Source organism: Planococcus kocurii, from assembly GCF_001465835.2.
GTDB lineage: Bacteria > Bacillota > Bacilli > Bacillales_A > Planococcaceae > Planococcus > Planococcus kocurii.
The window spans coordinates 355,900-372,781 of sequence record NZ_CP013661.2 but is presented as its reverse complement, the minus strand read 5'-3'; the positions used below and the strand labels follow the sequence as shown (position 1 = coordinate 372,781).

Here is a 16,882-nt window from a genome sequence, read left to right as displayed (position 1 = left end):
ACATTGAAAATATCCCCGGAGGTGACTTGCCACATGGCTAAGAGAAAAGTAACAAAACGTGTACCCTTACTACCATTACGCGGACTTCTTGTATTTCCGACAATGGTGCTACATATAGATGTCGGTCGAGAGCAATCCGTAGCTGCACTGGAACAAGCATTGTTAGAGGATAATATTGTTTTTTTAGCAACTCAAAAAGACATGAGTATAGAACAACCTAAAAGAGCCGATCTTCATAAAATTGGAACATTGGCCTACGTTAAACAAATGTTGAAATTACCGAATGGCACGATTCGTGTTTTGGTAGAAGGATTGGAACGTGGCCAGTTAAAAAATTACGAAGAAACGGAAGCCTGTACAATTGTTGAAGTAACACCTTTTGCTGATGAAACAGAAAGAGATGCAGAACAAGATGCGCTTATGCGTTTGCTATTGGAGCATTTTGAGAATTACGTCAAAAGCTCGAAAAAAGTTAGTACAGAAGCATACAACACGGTAGCTGATATTGAAGAGCCAGGTCGCTTGGCAGATATGGTTGCTTCTCACCTTTCGATGAAAGTATCGACCAAGCAGGAAATATTGGAAACTTTTGATGTTAGTAAACGATTAGAGCTACTTATTACTCGGTTACACAGCGAACAAGAAGTAGTCGATCTTGAAAAAAAGATTAATCTGCGTGTGAAAAAAGCAATGGAACAAACACAAAAAGAATTTTATTTGCGTGAGCAGATGAAAGCCATTCAAACCGAACTGGGTGATAAAGACGGCAAATCAGCTGAAGTAGTTGATTTGAAAAAACGGATTGAAGAAGCGGAAATGCCGGAATCTACTGAAAAAATAGCGTTAAAAGAACTTGATCGTTACGAGAAGCTGCCTTCTGCAGCTGCAGAAAGTGGGATTATTCGTAACTATATTGAGTGGCTAGTGACAATCCCGTGGTCAGAAGCAACGGAAGACCGTTTGGATATTAAGTATGCAGAAAAAGTATTAGATCGTGATCATGATGGCTTAGAAAGTGTCAAAGAACGCGTTTTGGAGTATTTGGCTGTTCAACAAATGACCAATTCCTTGCGTGGACCGATTCTTTGTCTTGTCGGACCTCCAGGTGTCGGGAAAACGTCTCTCGCAAAATCGATTGCCGAATCATTAGACCGCAACTTTGTTCGTGTATCACTTGGTGGCGTTCGTGATGAATCGGAAATCCGCGGCCATCGTCGTACGTATGTCGGTGCAATGCCAGGACGGGTTATTCAAGGGATGAAAAAAGCAGGAACCGTAAATCCTGTTTTCCTATTAGATGAAATTGATAAAATGTCGAATGATTTCCGTGGCGATCCGTCTTCTGCGATGTTAGAAGTACTTGATCCAGAACAGAATAATTCGTTTAGCGACCATTATATTGAAGAAACTTATGATCTTTCTAACGTGCTTTTTATTGCGACAGCCAATGATTTAGGGTCAATTCCTGGACCGCTGCGTGATCGCATGGAAGTTATTTCAATTGCTGGTTATACAGAAGTTGAAAAACAGATGATTGCCAAAAATCATTTAGCACCAAAGCAATTAAAAGAACATGGTTTATCAATCGAGCAACTGCAGTTTAAAGATGACGCGTTGCTGAACATCGTTCGTTATTACACGCGCGAAGCAGGTGTCCGTGGACTAGAACGTCAAATCGCTTCTATTTGTCGCAAAGTGACGAAACAAATTATTTCAAAAGAAAAAGAACAGGTAGTTGTTGGAGAAGCAGAGGTCGAAGCGTATCTAGGGAAACGTAAATTCCGTTACGGCATGGCAGAGACGGAAAACCAAATCGGCGTTGCAACGGGACTTGCTTACACGACTGTCGGTGGAGATACTCTTCAAATTGAAGTTTCTTTGTCATCAGGCAAAGGAAAGCTGCAATTGACGGGTAAACTAGGTGATGTCATGAAAGAATCTGCGCAGACGGCATTATCTTTTGTTCGAGCGCGAGCAGAATCTCTTGGCATCGATCCGAATTTCCATGAGTCACATGATATTCACATCCACGTTCCAGAAGGTGCTGTTCCTAAAGACGGGCCTTCAGCAGGTATTACCATTGCGACAGCTTTGGTTTCTGCTTTGACAAAGCGTCCGGTTCGACGTGAAGTCGGCATGACGGGTGAAATCACGCTTCGTGGTCGCGTTCTGCCAATCGGTGGAATTAAAGAAAAAACCTTGAGTGCACATCGTGCTGGCTTAAAGACCATCATTTTGCCACTCGATAACGAAAGAGACCTGGAAGATATACCAGAGACAATCCGTGAAGAGTTGACTTTTAAATTGGTCTCTCAAGCAGATGAGGCATTGGAAATTGCCTTAGAAGGAGAAAATGAATGAAAGTTAATCATGTAGAATTAGTAATTAGTGCCGTTCGTCCGGATCAATATCCAGAAGATGGGTTGCCGGAATTTGCTTTAGCCGGACGATCGAATGTCGGAAAATCGTCTTTTATCAACAAAATGATTGGTCGCAAGAGCATGGCGCGCATTTCATCTAAACCGGGTAAAACACAAACATTGAACTTTTACAAAATTGAAGAAAAATTGTTTTATGTTGACGTTCCGGGATACGGTTATGCGAAAGTATCGAAAAGTGAACGCGAGGCATGGGGCAAGATGATTGAACGTTACATTACGAATCGCGAGCCATTGCGCGCAGTTATCCAAATCGTTGACTTGCGCCATCCGCCAAGCAGAGACGATATCGCGATGTATGAGTTCATGAAACATTTTGAAATTCCGTGTATCATTATCGCAACCAAGGCAGACAAAATTCCAAAAGGCAAATGGGACAAGCATAAGAAAATTGTCCGTACGACGCTGGATATGGATAAAAATGATCCGCTTATTATCTTTTCATCGGAAACGGGACTGGGTAAAGACCAAGCATGGTTGGAAATCGAAAGCAGAATGTAAAAAAGTGCAGCCCTTGGGTTGCGCTTTTTTATTATGTAGGTTGATCATGCCTGCTACTTGTCGACATTCCGCGAAGCTGCTACACTTCACTTGCTGTGGGAGTCATGCCCAAAGCGGTATAGAAAAATTGGTTTTTTTACTTCAACTTATCTAGTAAATTTCAATGTAATCACGGACTTTGTGCGTTAAAGGCTTCTTCATTCAGCTTGTAGTTAACAGTCAATTCCGACTAAGAGCGTTATACTTGTAGACACGAAATTCCTTTGCTAGTATTAGTTTATAATAATTATAAAGAAGCAATAGCGTCATGTCTTGTTCACAAATTTAAAGGCATAAATAAGCTGAAAAGTGATATAATGAATGTAGATGAAATAATGAACGTGAAAGGTGTTTTGTACCCATGCACACATTAGTAGTTGGGGTGAATTATCGTTCTGCACCTGTGGAGATACGCGAAAAGCTATCATTTATTGAAACGGATCTGCCACAGGCAATGCAGGCGTTAAAAGAGCAAAAAAGTATATTGGAGAACGTCATCGTTTCCACTTGCAACCGAACGGAAATATATGCGGTCGTGGACCAGCTTCACACGGGGAAATATTACGTGAAGCAATTCCTCGCCGATTATTTTGGTTTTTCGCAAGAAGCGATTTCTCCTTATTTATTTGTCCATGAACAGGATGAGGCGATTGAACACTTATTCCGCGTTACTGCTGGCATCGATTCGATGGTATTAGGTGAAACGCAAATTCTCGGACAAGTAAAAAGTAGTTTTCTTGCAGGGCAACAGCATGGAACGACAGGCACCCTATTTAACCAATTGTTCAAGCAAGCTGTAACCTTGGCGAAACGAGCGCATTCTGAGACAGCTATTGGTGAAAATGCCGTATCCGTGTCTTACGCAGCAGTTGAACTAGGCAAAAAGATTTTTGGCACGCTTAAAAACAAGCATGTAGTTATTTTAGGTGCCGGTAAAATGGGCGAGTTGGCCATTAAAAACTTGCAAGGCAGCGGTGCAAACCGCGTAACTGTTATCAACCGGACATTTGAAAAGGCTGAACTGTTGGCGGATAAATTTGGCGGCAATGCAAAACCGTTAAACCAATTGCAATGCGCTTTATTAGAAGCAGACATTTTAATTTCTTCGACGGGATCGGCAGATTTTGTCATTGATCTAGAGCTAATGGAATTTGTAGAGAAACTTCGTAAAGGCAAACCTTTGTTTATGGTAGATATTGCCGTTCCGCGTGATATGGACCCGCGTATCAGTGATTTGCCGAATGTCTTTTTATATGATATTGACGATATGCAAGGAATTGTTGAAGCGAATTTAGCAGAGCGTGAACGCGCAGCTGGTGAAATTATGACGATGATTAATCAGGAATCTCTGCAGTTTAACGACTGGCTAACGACGCTTGGTGTTGTTCCGGTGATTTCTGCCCTTCGTCAAAAAGCGCTTGGCATTCAAGCGGAAACGATGGCGAGCATTGAAAACAAAATGCCTGATTTAACAGATCGTGAAAAGAAAATTCTCAACAAGCATACGAAATCGATTATCAATCAATTATTAAAAGATCCAATTTTGCAGGCTAAGGAAATGGGCGGTGCGCCCAAATCTCGTGAGCAGCTGGAGCTATTCATGCAAATCTTTGGAATTGAAGAAGAAGTTGAAAAAGAAATAGAAAAGCAGTCGAAAGCACCACAACAGAAAACGGATAAAGCCGTTCTTCAAACTCAGCAATCAACAACAGAAACTCCCGGATATTCATTTTAAGCTTTCTAAAAGAGGCGTTTTCGAATCTATATGTTAAAATGTAGAGACGGAACGCCTTTAACTATGGAGATGAAGGGGAATGGGATGGCTGATATAACAATGGCAAGGCTGCATGAAGCTATGGTTATTCTATATGCTGTCAGCCTTGTTTTTTATTTTATAGATTACTTATATAAAGAAAAGAAAGCCAGTCGGATTGCGATGACGCTGCTCGGCATTGTTTGGGCTTTGCAAACCATATTTCTAGGACTGTACATTTTCGAAACGCAACGCTTTCCAATATTGACCTTGTTTGAAGGCATTTATTTTTATGCCTGGTTGTTGGTGACGTTGTCGATTGTTCTTAGGATGTTCTACCGCTTTGATTTTGCGGTGTTTTTCATTAATGTGATTGGCTTTATTTTTATGACAATCCACACGTTTGCACCGGTTCAAATCGAGCGTTCACCGGTAGGAGAAACGCTTGTTTCGGAATTATTATTCATCCATATTAGTTTTGCCATTTTGTCCTATGTTGCTTTTTCGCTGTCGTTTGTTTTTGCGGCACTGCATATGATTTTATACAGAATGTTGAAAAAGAAAAAATGGACAAAGCAATGGGCAAATTTGCCGTCACTTGGCCAAACACAGCAATTTATGACCATTTCTATTTTGGTTGGTATTTCGCTTTTATTTGTGTCACTCGTATTGGGTCTGCAATGGGCGTATATTTCGTTGTCGGAGTTTTCATTGCTCGACATGAAGATTGTAGGATCGTTTATTTTGCTAGTGGTGTATAGCTTTATACTCTGGTGGCACCGCAAAGGCTCGTTAAACGGAATGAATTATGCGTTGGCGCATGTCTATGCATTTTTATTGTTGCTCATTAATTTCTTTTTGGGTAGCCGGTTATCTGAATTTCATTTTTGGTATTAAAGAAAGGTAGGATTTAGTTGAGAAAAATTATTGTAGGTTCAAGAAGAAGCAAGTTGGCGTTGACACAAACAAATCAGTTTATTGATAAGTTAAAAGCAGCAGGCGTACCATTTGAATTTGAAATCAAAGAAATTGTCACGAAAGGCGACCGTATCGTTGATGTGATGCTATCAAAAGTAGGTGGCAAAGGCTTATTTGTTAAAGAAATTGAACAAGCTCTTTTTGCTAAAGAAATCGATTTTGCTGTTCACAGCATGAAAGATATGCCTTCTGTATTACCTGAAGGTCTTGCAATTGGGTGTATTCCTGAACGTGAAGACCCGCGTGATGCTTATATTGCGAACGACCATGTAAAATTAATGGAATTGCCAGTTGGCGCAGTTGTTGGAACGAGTAGTTTGCGTCGCAGTTCTCAATTGTTACTAATACGTCCGGACCTTGATATTCAATGGATTCGCGGCAATATTGATACACGTCTTGCGAAATTACATGCAGGCGATTTTGACGCCATTATTTTAGCAGCGGCTGGTTTGAAACGGATGGGCTGGAAAGATGACTTAGTCACTGAATTTATGGAAGTGGACGAGTGCCTGCCAGCAATCGGACAAGGCGCATTAGGGATCGAGTGCCGTGAAGACGACAAAGAATTGATGGCTGAATTAGCGAAACTTAACGATGACAATACAGCATTAGCTGTTAACGCAGAACGTAAATTCCTTAAAGACATGGATGGCAGCTGCCAAGTTCCCATTGCAGGATATGCAACAGTGAACGAGGGAGAAATCACTTTTACTGGACTAATTTCTTCACCAGAAGCTGATCAAGTTTTCAAAGAAGTGGCGATTAGTCGCGATCCAATCGAAGCTGGCCGCATCGTAGCTGAGAAAATTAGTGCACAAGGCGGCTATGAGTTAATTCAGCGCGTCAAAGCCGAAAGCAATGTCTAAAAAAGAAAATTTGCTCGAAGGTCAAACTGTGATTTTTACAGGTTCCAGAGAACCTATAGAAGCGCTTGAACATGCACGGTCGTTTGGTGCCCAAACACGTTACTTGCCGCTTGTAGAAACGATAAGTCGGCAGTCAAAAAAACCAGATTTTGCAGGCTATGACTGGTTAATTTTTACTAGCCGTACAAGTGCTGAAGTGTTTTGTCAACTGGATGAAACCGTTAGCGCTAAAATTGCAGCAGTAGGTGATCAAACGGCTGCTGTGTTGCAACAGCATGGCCACAGCGTTGATTTTATACCGAAAGTTTTTAGTGCCGATCATTTTATCGAAGAATTCCCACCTGTTTCTGGCGTCGCCAAATGCTTGTTTATTAAAGGTCAAATGGCGAAAAACACCATCGCCTCTATGTCGATGCAAGTGGATGAGTGGGTTGTTTACGATACCATTCTCAATATCGAAAACGCTAAGTTGGTCGTTCAACTAAAAGACGTTATTATTCTTTTCGCCAGTCCTTCTGCTGTGTCGGCGTACCGACAAGCAGGTGGAGATTGGTCGAATATTCGCACCGCTGCGATTGGCCACGTTACGAAAAAGGCGATACTAAAAAGCGGCGGAACAGTAGATTACACGCCTAAAAAATATACGTATATAGAAGTTATCAATGAAATAGCGAAAGGAAGTTTGTCGAAATGAAAGAATTAAATTTTAACCGTCACCGTCGTTTGCGCGGTTCTGCTAATATCCGTTCAATGGTTCGCGAAACGAGCTTACATAAAGAGGACTTTATTTATCCGATTTTTGTTGTAGAAGGCGAAAACATTAAAACAGAAATTTCTTCAATGCCAGGCGTTTTCCATTTTTCATTGGACAAATTAGGTGAAGAATTAGATGAAGTGGTGGGCCTTGGAATTCCTTCTGTTATTCTTTTTGGCGTACCGAACGAAAAAGATGCGGTTGGCACACAAGCTTATCACGACCATGGCATCACTCAAGAAGCCATCCGTTTTGCGAAAAATCGTCATCCTGAGTTAGTCGTTATTGCAGATACCTGTCTGTGTCAATATACCGATCATGGCCATTGTGGCGTAATCGAAAATGGTGTGATTTTAAATGACGAATCACTAGATTTACTAGCACGCACTGCGGTTTCTCAAGCAAAAGCTGGAGCTGACATTATTGCACCATCAAATATGATGGACGGTTTTGTTGCTGCAATTCGCTACGGACTTGACCAAGCGGGATTCGAAAACACACCCATTATGTCGTACGGTGTTAAATATTCGTCTGCTTATTACGGACCTTTCCGTGAAGCGGCTCACAGTACACCGCAATTTGGGGATCGTAAAACGTACCAAATGGATCCAGCAAACCGCATGGAAGCGTTACGTGAAGCAACTTCTGATATTCAAGAAGGTGCAGATTTCATGATTGTTAAGCCAGCTTTGTCGTACTTAGACATTATCCGTGAAGTTCGCGATAATTTTGATGTACCGATTGTCGCTTATAACGTATCGGGTGAATACGCGATGGTCAAAGCGGCTGCCGCAAATGGCTGGATTGATGAAAAGAAAATCGTTTTAGAAACTTTATTGAGTATGAAACGCGCGGGAGCAGATATCGTTATGACTTATCACGCGAAAGACGCAGCACGCTGGTTGGAGGGAAAAGAATGACATACGAAAAATCATTAGCCGCATTTACTGAAGCAAAATCTTTAATGCCAGGTGGCGTTAATAGCCCAGTCCGTGCCTTTAAATCGGTCAATATGGATCCGATTTTCATGAAGTCGGGCAGCGGTGCCACAATTACAGATATTGACGGCAATTCGTATATTGACTACGTTTTGTCGTACGGCCCATTAATTTTAGGCCATGCTGAACCAGCAGTAGTCAACGCAATTCAAGAAACAGCAGCGCTTGGAACGTCATTCGGTGCGCCAACTGAACTTGAAAATACGATGGCGAAACTAGTTATGGAACGCGTTCCATCGATTGAAATGATTCGTATGGTATCTTCTGGAACAGAAGCAACGATGAGTGCATTGCGTGTAGCACGTGGCTATACGGGCCGCGATAAAATTTTGAAATTCGAAGGCTGCTACCACGGTCACGGCGACAGTCTATTAATCAAAGCAGGTTCAGGTGTCGCAACTTTAGGTTTGCCAGATTCACCAGGTGTACCTGAATCAGTTGCTAAAAATACCATTACAGTGCCATTTAATGACTTAGAAAGCGTTCGTATGGCTTTCCAAGAATACGGCAGTGAACTAGCGGCAGTTATCGTAGAACCGGTTGCTGGAAACATGGGCGTGGTTCCGCCAAACGAAGGCTTCTTAATGGAGCTGCGCAACTTAACGCACGAAAACGGCACGCTTCTTATTTTTGACGAAGTCATGACCGGATTCCGTGTTGGCTATCATTGTGCACAAGGTCATTACGGCGTTACACCCGACATGACGTGTCTCGGTAAAGTAATCGGCGGCGGTTTACCAGTCGGTGCATTCGGTGGTAAGCGTGAAATTATGCAGCAAGTCGCACCAAGTGGTTCTATTTATCAAGCAGGCACACTCTCTGGAAATCCACTCGCAATGCGCGCAGGCTTTGAAACGTTGTCTCGCTTAACAGAAGAAAGCTACAACACTTTTATCGAACGCGGCGACCAGCTTGAAAAAGGATTCCGAGAAGCTGCAACCAAATACAACATCCCGCACACAGTCAACCGTGCAGGATCGATGATTGGTTTTTTCTTCACAAACGAAAACGTGGTCGACTTTGCAACAGCGAAAACTTCAGATACCGATTTGTTCGCTGACTATTACCGTTTAATGGCGGCAGAAGGTATTTACTTGCCGCCGTCTCAATTTGAAGGCATGTTCCTATCGACTGCCCACACGGAAGAGCATATCGCAAAAACCGTAGAAGCATTCCATAACGTATTTGCTAAATTGGCACGCTAAAAATAGACAGGGCTATCCTGAAAGGTCATAAAAATGACCCTTTGGGATAGCCCTTTTTTTAGAATGATTTTGATCTGTTTAGGTAGTCGCTTTTATCTCAATAGTTAGTAGTGAAAAATTAGCAAGATATAGAAAATCGGCATTGCTGTTCCAAAGCTCGCTCCAAGTTATTCATCTCGTCTCACATTGTTACGCTCAAAACGACCGAAGCAACATAAAAAAGCAAAGCTACCTTAAAAATCTATATTTATTTGTTAAACAAAGTAAGAAAACAACATCAACTACCTACCCCACACGACCGAAGCGATGTATAGAACCTAAGAAAAACGATTATCCCAGTTCAATGCAACCTTACTTAGCGACGGCGCGTGCACCACCGCGGCCGAGCGTCTCCAGAACTTTACACCCTCTACTCCCACATAAAATAGGTGCACTTATGCAACCACCACTCCCTAGCTGAGGCGCGTCGCGGGCTAGGCGAAGCAAAAAGACCGGTGAACTTCCGGGCTTATTGCGAGAGCCATGCCCAAAGCGACCGAAGCGGCATAAGAAAGCGAAGCTACTTTATCGAACTTGCACCCCCACATCAATCTTCATTCACTAGGCGAAGTAACAAAACAACACCAACTACCCACCCTACACCACCAAAGCCATGTCCATTGACTAAGCAAGGAGCGAGCACGGGCTAGGCGAAGCAAAAAGACCGGTGAACTTCCGGGCTTATTGCGGGAGCCATGCCCAAAGCGACCGAAGCGGCATAAGAAAGTGAGGCTACCTTATTTACATCACACTACAAAGCCGAAATTCATTCGTTAAGCGAAGTGAGAAAACAACACCAACTATCTACCCACACTACCAAAGCTATGTCCATTGACTAAGCGAGGCGCGTCCAAGGGCTAGGCGAAGCAAAAAGACCGGTGAACTTCCGGGCTTATTGCGGGAGCCATGCCCAAAGCGACCGAAGCGGCATAAGAAAGCGAAGCTGCCTAACTTACCTCATACCAAAAAATCTATATTTATTTGTTAAGCGAAGTGAGAAAACAACACCAACTACCTACCCTACACCACCAAAGCCATGTCCATTAACTAAGCAAGGAGCGATCACGGGCTAGGCGAAGCAAAAAGACCGGCGCACTTCCGGGCTTATTGCGAGAGCCATGCCCAAAGCGACTGAAGCGACATAAGAAAGCAGAAATAACTACCACCTCAATCAAACCTTACAAAATAAACTTGACGCTAAAACCAAGTATTGAGTACAATAAGAGTAATTAGATATTCATGCGTTGAAGAGGATAGTAAATTGTACGTTGCATTTCAGAGAGAAAACCAATTGGTGAGAGGTTTTCATGAGCGTCCAGTTGAATGTCACCTCCGAGCAGTTGCCGTGAAACGAGTAGCGGGAACCGGACTGAACATCCGTTATGAAACTTGAGAGCCAGGTGTGCAAGTGGACCTGTGTATAAAGGTGGTACCGCGAAAAACTCCTTCGTCCTTTACAGACGACGGGAGTTTTTTGCGTTCTACCAGAAATTAAAGGAGGAATTCCAATGACTGAACAAATGTCCACCAAGTACGATCCACAATCGATTGAAAAAGGGCGTTACGATTGGTGGGTCAACAACAAATTCTTCGAAGCAAAACCTGAAAGCGGCAAAACGCCGTATACCATTGTGATTCCACCACCAAACGTTACCGGCAAGTTGCACTTAGGCCACGCGTGGGATACCACATTACAAGACATCATGACACGCATGAAACGCATGCAAGGCTTTGATGCGTTATGGTTACCAGGAATGGACCATGCCGGTATTGCGACGCAAGCCAAAGTGGAAGGCAAGCTGAAAGAAGAAGGACGTTCACGCTATGACTTAGGACGCGAAGCGTTTCTTGAAGAATCATGGAAATGGAAAGATCAATACGCAGGGCACATTCGCGAGCAATGGGCAAAACTAGGGCTAGGTCTTGATTATTCGCGTGAGCGTTTTACATTAGATGACGGCTTATCAAAAGCAGTAAGAGAAGTATTTGTTAAGCTGTATGAGAAAAAACTCATTTACCGCGGCAAATACATCATCAACTGGGACCCGAACACAAAAACGGCGATTTCCGACATTGAAGTTATTTACAAAGACGTACAAGGTGCGTTTTATCATATGCGTTACCCACTTGCAGATGGTAGTGGTCATATTGAAATCGCCACGACACGTCCCGAAACAATGCTTGGCGATACAGCCGTTGCCGTTCACCCGAAAGACGAGCGTTACCAGCACTTGATCGGCAAGAAAGTAATTTTGCCAATTATTGGCCGAGAAATTGAAATTGTAGCGGATAATTACGTGGATAGAGAATTTGGAAGTGGTGCTGTAAAAATTACACCGGCTCACGACCCGAATGACTTTGAAATTGGAAACCGTCATCATTTAGAACGCGTACTAGTTATGCATGAAGACGGTTCGATGAACGAAAACGCTGGCAAGTATGAAGGACTGGATCGTTTTGAATGTCGGAAGCAAATTGTCAAAGATCTGCAAGACCTGGATGTGTTATTTAAAATTGAAGAGCATTTGCATTCAGTAGGCCATTCTGAGCGTAGCGGAGCAGTGGTTGAGCCTTACCTATCAACACAATGGTTTGTCGATATGAAACCACTTGCTGCTGCTTCAGTTGAGGCACAAAAAAACGATGCGGGTGTTAACTTTGTGCCGGATCGTTTTGAGAAAACCTATTTGCACTGGATGGAAAATATTCGCGACTGGTGTATTTCGCGCCAACTTTGGTGGGGACATCAAATTCCAGCTTGGTATCATAACGAAACAGGCGAAATCTATGTAGGTCACGAAGCACCGGCAGACGCTGAAAACTGGACACAAGACGAAGACGTATTAGACACGTGGTTCTCATCTGCTTTATGGCCGTTCTCGACACTTGGCTGGCCAGAAGAAAACGATGATCTTAGCCGTTACTACCCGACGGACGTATTGGTGACAGGCTACGACATCATTAACTTTTGGGTGTCACGGATGATTTTCCAAGCTTTAGAATTCACGGGTGAAAAACCGTTTAAAGATGTCTTGATTCACGGACTTGTGCGCGATGCTGAAGGGCGTAAAATGTCCAAATCACTCGGCAACGGCGTTGACCCGATGGACGTTATTTCTGAGTACGGAGCCGATTCGCTGCGTTATTTCCTCGCAACAGCTTCGTCTCCAGGACAAGATCTTCGGTACGCAAACGACAAAGTCGAGTCCGTTTGGAACTTTGCCAATAAAATCTGGAATGCGTCTCGTTTTGCGTTGATGAACATGGAAGGCATGACGTACGACCAAATCGACTTGTCAGGCAAAAAGTCCGTTGCGGATTCATGGATTCTGACGCGTTTGAATGAAACCATCGAACAAGTAACGGAACTTGCAGAACGCTATGAATTTGGCGAAGTAGGCCGTTCACTTTACAACTTTATATGGGATGATTTCTGTGACTGGTATATCGAAATGTCGAAATTGCCATTATACGGTGAGGACGAAAGAGCGAAGAAAATGACGCGTTCAGTTCTTGCTTACGTACTCGACAACACGATGCGTTTATTGCACCCGTTCATGCCATTTATTACAGAAGAAATTTGGCAGAACTTGCCGCATGAAGGTGAATCGATTACCATTGCGGCGTGGCCGACAGTGGATAACTCATTAACAGACCAAAGTCAGTCTTCAAGCATGAAGCTGTTAATGGATGTGATTCGTTCTGTACGTACGATCCGTGCAGAAGTACAGTCGCCAATGAGCAAAAAAGTGCCGTTGACGATTTCGGCAAAAGACGCCAATACGCATGCCGTGCTAGAAGCAAATGCCGCGTATATCGAACGTTTCTGTAACCCGGAAACCTTAACGATCGGCGAAAACATGGTAGCTCCTGAAAAATCGATGTCTGCAGTAGTATCCGGTGCTGAATTGTTTATGCCACTTGAAGGCTTGATCGACATAGATGCAGAACTTGCACGTCTCGGTAAAGAACGTGAAAAATGGGCAAAAGAAGTCAAACTCGTGAGCGGCAAATTGTCGAACGAACGTTTTGTGTCTAAAGCGCCAGAAGCAGTTGTCGCCGAAGAACGTGCGAAACAAGCCGATTACCTAGAAAAACACGCAACAGTTGAAAAACGTATCGAAGAATTAAAGAACTTGTAAAACGAAAAAAAACGTTTTCCCAATGGGAGAGCGGTTTTTTGTGGTTAACAAGCTAATAAATTAGACTTAGGAATGGACATTTTGGCATAGCTCTCGCTTCGCTTAGCCCCTGAACACGCCAACGCTAAGAAATTCACTAAATCAGAAATGTCGAATTTTTTCGGTGTTTACATAAAAATAAAGCAGACTCCGGCAGAATATTCAGAGGTAAAAATAGTTCAACTTAACTAGAAATCATTTCGGTCGATCTTCCCGCCCAAACGGTGCATGTTGTTCCAGTGTTCGCAGGTATTCTACTAACAATTCAGCGATGTTTTCTTCGTGTGTTTTATAAAATGACCGGGCCCCAACAGGATCTTCGATTTCATTGAACAGGTGCTGACCGTCTTCTAATAGCAAAAAATCGATTCCGACATAGTCGCTTTTTAAAGCGCGGGCAATACGTAAGACATCCTTTTCTTGAGCGGCAGTGAGGATGTATTTCTCAACAGTACCACCGAGAGAATAGTTCACTTTAAAAGAGTCTTTAGAGCAGCGTTTGACAGCACCAACGACTTTATTGCCGATTACATAAGCACGGACGTCCGCTTGATGCTGAATGACCGGCTGGAAAATCAGTGGCGAAGAGGTAACGGGCATGTCTTGAACGGCTTGGAGCAGCCAAACTTCGGAACCTCCGTGCCCGTCTGCGGTTTTTGCCACACACGGAAATTCAGTTGCTGTTTGGTAGCTAGGAATAACAGGCACTCCAAGGAATAGAAACAATTGATAACTTTGCCATTTGTCATTGGCAATACGGTTGACTTCGGCACGATTTACCAGTCGAACCTGTTGGTCTTCTAGAAATCGTGCAGCTTGCGGGCGCCGCGCACGAAACACCACGGTTTCACTTTTAACGGTTTCCGCGAGTAGCTGGAGTCCGTTTGAACTCCAATCGTCCCACTGGATCAAACGAACATCACCAAAACGCTGCAGTTCTTCTATAAATTCGTGGTTGCGTTTTGCGTCCGCTGTTTCATAGAGAAGTTTCATGCTAAGTCCTCCACTATATAGGCAATCATGGCGTCCGCGACATTAATGCCTGTGACATTTAAAATATTGCGAATGTGCGCGGCGGCATTGACTTCGCATACTAATGGCTGATCGTTGTCACCAAACAACAAATCGACTCCAGCAAAGGTGGCACCAACGGCATCAGCAGCTTCCAACGCTAGTTTTTCTTGAACGGCAGTTAGTTGGATTGGCGACGCCACACCGCCATTTGTTATATTCGCGCGGAAATCTGTTTCAGAATGACGATACATCGCTGCCACAATTTGATCTCCTACAATATTAACGCGAATGTCGCGACCGCGGCTCGATGCGATAAATTCCTGGAATACAAAATCGACACCTCGTAGGCTATCGACTTTTTCGTAAAATTGCGCTTCGGTTTCAATTAAATAGACTTTCATGCCAAAAGAGCCGTGACCTTCTTTAATGATCATCGGCAAGTTCAACTGATTAATAATTTTCTCGAAATAACCAGATTCCATTATGGAGAAGTTCGGATAAACTTTTGGGGCAACAATCGTCCGTGGCATGGGCAAATCGTGCGCTGCTAGTTGGACATATTGAGTCGCTTTGTTGTCGCATAAATCAATCACTGCGGGGTCGTTGTAAACGGGCACCCCTCGACTTTTTAAAAAGTAGCCAAGTAAGATATCTTTATCCAATAACACGGCAAAATCGGGTATACTTAAATTGACTGATAAATCCATTACAACCTCAAAATTTTTCATAATTTTTACATCTATGCCGGCTCTTTCTGCTGCCTCGGCAACCAGCCTAGCTTGGTCTTCAAACTTATCGGAAACTAAACTTCCGTTATAAATAATCCAACAACTTGTCATATCCATTCCACCTTCGGGCTAATATCCTACTTAAAAAGTGTATCATGTTTACTAAGAAAAGAGGCTCTTTATGATCATCGGACTAGAACAATACAAAACAAAATGGAACATACAGACAGACTCAGCCATTCACCCTGGATTAGAGGCCATCACGTCTGCTCTGGAGGAATTAGGCAATCCACATAAAGCAGGCAAGTTTGTTCATCTGGCTGGAACAAATGGCAAAGGATCCACCGCAACGTTTCTGTCAGCGATCTTACAAGCACACGAACACAGTGTCGGTAACTTTTACTCGCCTTGCATTGAAAATCTTCATGATCAAATTCAAATCGATGGAAAACCGGTTAGTTCAGATGAACTTGATCTGGTGATGAAACAGTTAAGTATGGTAACAACACCATTAACGGATTTTGAACTGTTAACAGCCGCCGCATTTATGATTTTTCGAAATCATGCACTTGACTTTACCATTATTGAAGCAGGAATGGGGGGAGGATTGGATAGCACAAATGTGATCCATCCGGAAATTGCGATCATCCCATCCATCTCTATGGACCACACAAACTTTCTTGGTACTACAATAGAAGAAATCGCTTGGCATAAAGCAGGAATTATTAAAAAGTGGAAACCTGTCGTAGTGGGTAAACTGACACATGAAGCATTGGAAATCGTTCAAGCCACTGCGAACGATTTGCATGCTGAAGTAATCCAACCACAAGAGTTAGCTACTGTTCAACTAAAACTTAAAGGACCGCATCAGTTAGTAAATGCTAGTTTGGCATTAGAAGCTGCGAGAGAACTGCTTGGCGCTGGGTTTAGCGAACAAAAAGCTCTACAAAGCTTATCGTTCGCACATATCGCTTACCGGTTTGAAGAAGTTTTTCCTGAAGTTTTTTTTGACGGTGCCCACAATAAAGCGAGCGCCGAAGCCTTAGTTGAGACGATCAAACAACTGTTTCCGAATCGTCCGATTCACATTGTTATGGGAGTACTGAAAGGGAAAGACTACGCGAGTGTGTTGCGTCAATTAGAAACGGTTAGCGATCATTTTACCTTTGTTGACTTTGATGACAGCAGAGCGTTACCCGCAGAAATATTATTTTCAGAAAACTCTAGTAAAAGGAAGACAATTCTAAATTGGTATGATATATTACCTGTACATGATAATGAAGAAGTGACTATAGTCACTGGTTCGATTTACCTGCTTACTGTTCTTAGAAATTCTACTTCTCCATTTTTTCAATGTTATCAGTCATAAGCATAGGTTAAATAATAGA

Annotated in this window: 12 protein-coding genes and 1 other annotated feature; of the genes, 10 read left to right on the top strand and 2 right to left on the bottom strand. The window is 43.0% G+C overall.

Annotation, left to right across the window (positions count from 1 at the left end):
- Positions 1–33 precede the first annotated feature (33 nt).
- From lon to AUO94_RS01835, 9 genes are all read left to right on the top strand, one after another.
- Entirely contained in the window at positions 34–2,361 is a 2,328-nt protein-coding gene (lon, locus tag AUO94_RS01875) for an endopeptidase La (RefSeq protein ID WP_058385665.1), read from the top strand.
- Complete coding sequence (gene yihA / locus AUO94_RS01870; RefSeq protein ID WP_058385664.1) at positions 2,358–2,939, top strand: ribosome biogenesis GTP-binding protein YihA/YsxC; 582 nt, start codon at positions 2,358–2,360, stop codon at positions 2,937–2,939. The genes lon and yihA overlap by 4 nt, the downstream gene beginning before the upstream one ends.
- A gap of 400 nt (positions 2,940–3,339) precedes the next feature.
- Positions 3,340–4,713, top strand: a complete 1,374-nt coding sequence (gene hemA / locus AUO94_RS01865) for a glutamyl-tRNA reductase (RefSeq protein ID WP_058385663.1) — start codon at positions 3,340–3,342, stop codon at positions 4,711–4,713.
- 84 nt (positions 4,714–4,797) lie between these two features.
- Entirely contained in the window at positions 4,798–5,628 is an 831-nt protein-coding gene (locus tag AUO94_RS01860) for a cytochrome C assembly family protein (RefSeq protein WP_058385662.1), read from the top strand.
- A 17-nt stretch (positions 5,629–5,645) separates the two neighbouring features.
- Positions 5,646–6,575 carry a hydroxymethylbilane synthase gene (gene hemC / locus AUO94_RS01855; protein ID WP_058385661.1) on the top strand — a complete coding sequence of 310 codons (930 nt, stop codon included), beginning with the start codon at positions 5,646–5,648 and terminating at the stop codon, positions 6,573–6,575.
- Positions 6,568–7,269, top strand: coding sequence for a uroporphyrinogen-III synthase (locus AUO94_RS01850; RefSeq protein WP_058385660.1), 702 nt, complete (start codon positions 6,568–6,570; stop codon positions 7,267–7,269). The genes hemC and AUO94_RS01850 overlap by 8 nt, the downstream gene beginning before the upstream one ends.
- Positions 7,266–8,249, top strand: coding sequence for a porphobilinogen synthase (hemB, locus tag AUO94_RS01845; protein ID WP_058385659.1), 984 nt, complete (start codon positions 7,266–7,268; stop codon positions 8,247–8,249). Before AUO94_RS01850 ends, hemB begins: the two co-directional genes overlap by 4 nt.
- The gene (gene hemL / locus AUO94_RS01840; protein WP_058385658.1) at positions 8,246–9,532 is read left to right on the top strand and encodes a glutamate-1-semialdehyde 2,1-aminomutase; all 1,287 of its coding nucleotides are present in this window, start codon (positions 8,246–8,248) and stop codon (positions 9,530–9,532) included. The genes hemB and hemL overlap by 4 nt, the downstream gene beginning before the upstream one ends.
- A gap of 1,274 nt (positions 9,533–10,806) precedes the next feature.
- Positions 10,807–11,029, top strand: a binding site (T-box leader).
- 50 nt (positions 11,030–11,079) lie between these two features.
- Complete coding sequence (locus AUO94_RS01835) at positions 11,080–13,713, top strand: valine--tRNA ligase (protein WP_058385657.1); 2,634 nt, start codon at positions 11,080–11,082, stop codon at positions 13,711–13,713.
- A 234-nt stretch (positions 13,714–13,947) separates the two neighbouring features.
- On the opposite strand, the gene AUO94_RS01830 is transcribed toward AUO94_RS01835, so the two are convergent.
- Together AUO94_RS01830 and AUO94_RS01825 are read right to left on the bottom strand one after the other, a co-directional pair.
- Positions 13,948–14,745: an ATP-grasp domain-containing protein gene (locus AUO94_RS01830; RefSeq protein WP_058385656.1), complete on the bottom strand. Its 798-nt coding sequence runs from the start codon at positions 14,743–14,745 to the stop codon at positions 13,948–13,950.
- Positions 14,742–15,605: an ATP-grasp domain-containing protein gene (locus AUO94_RS01825; RefSeq protein WP_058385655.1), complete on the bottom strand. Its 864-nt coding sequence runs from the start codon at positions 15,603–15,605 to the stop codon at positions 14,742–14,744. Before AUO94_RS01825 ends, AUO94_RS01830 begins: the two co-directional genes overlap by 4 nt.
- Positions 15,606–15,675: 70 nt before the next feature.
- Here AUO94_RS01825 and AUO94_RS01820 point away from each other — a divergent pair, with 70 nt between their 5' ends.
- Positions 15,676–16,863 carry a bifunctional folylpolyglutamate synthase/dihydrofolate synthase gene (locus AUO94_RS01820; RefSeq protein WP_058385654.1) on the top strand — a complete coding sequence of 396 codons (1,188 nt, stop codon included), beginning with the start codon at positions 15,676–15,678 and terminating at the stop codon, positions 16,861–16,863.
- Positions 16,864–16,882: the final 19 nt, after the last annotated feature.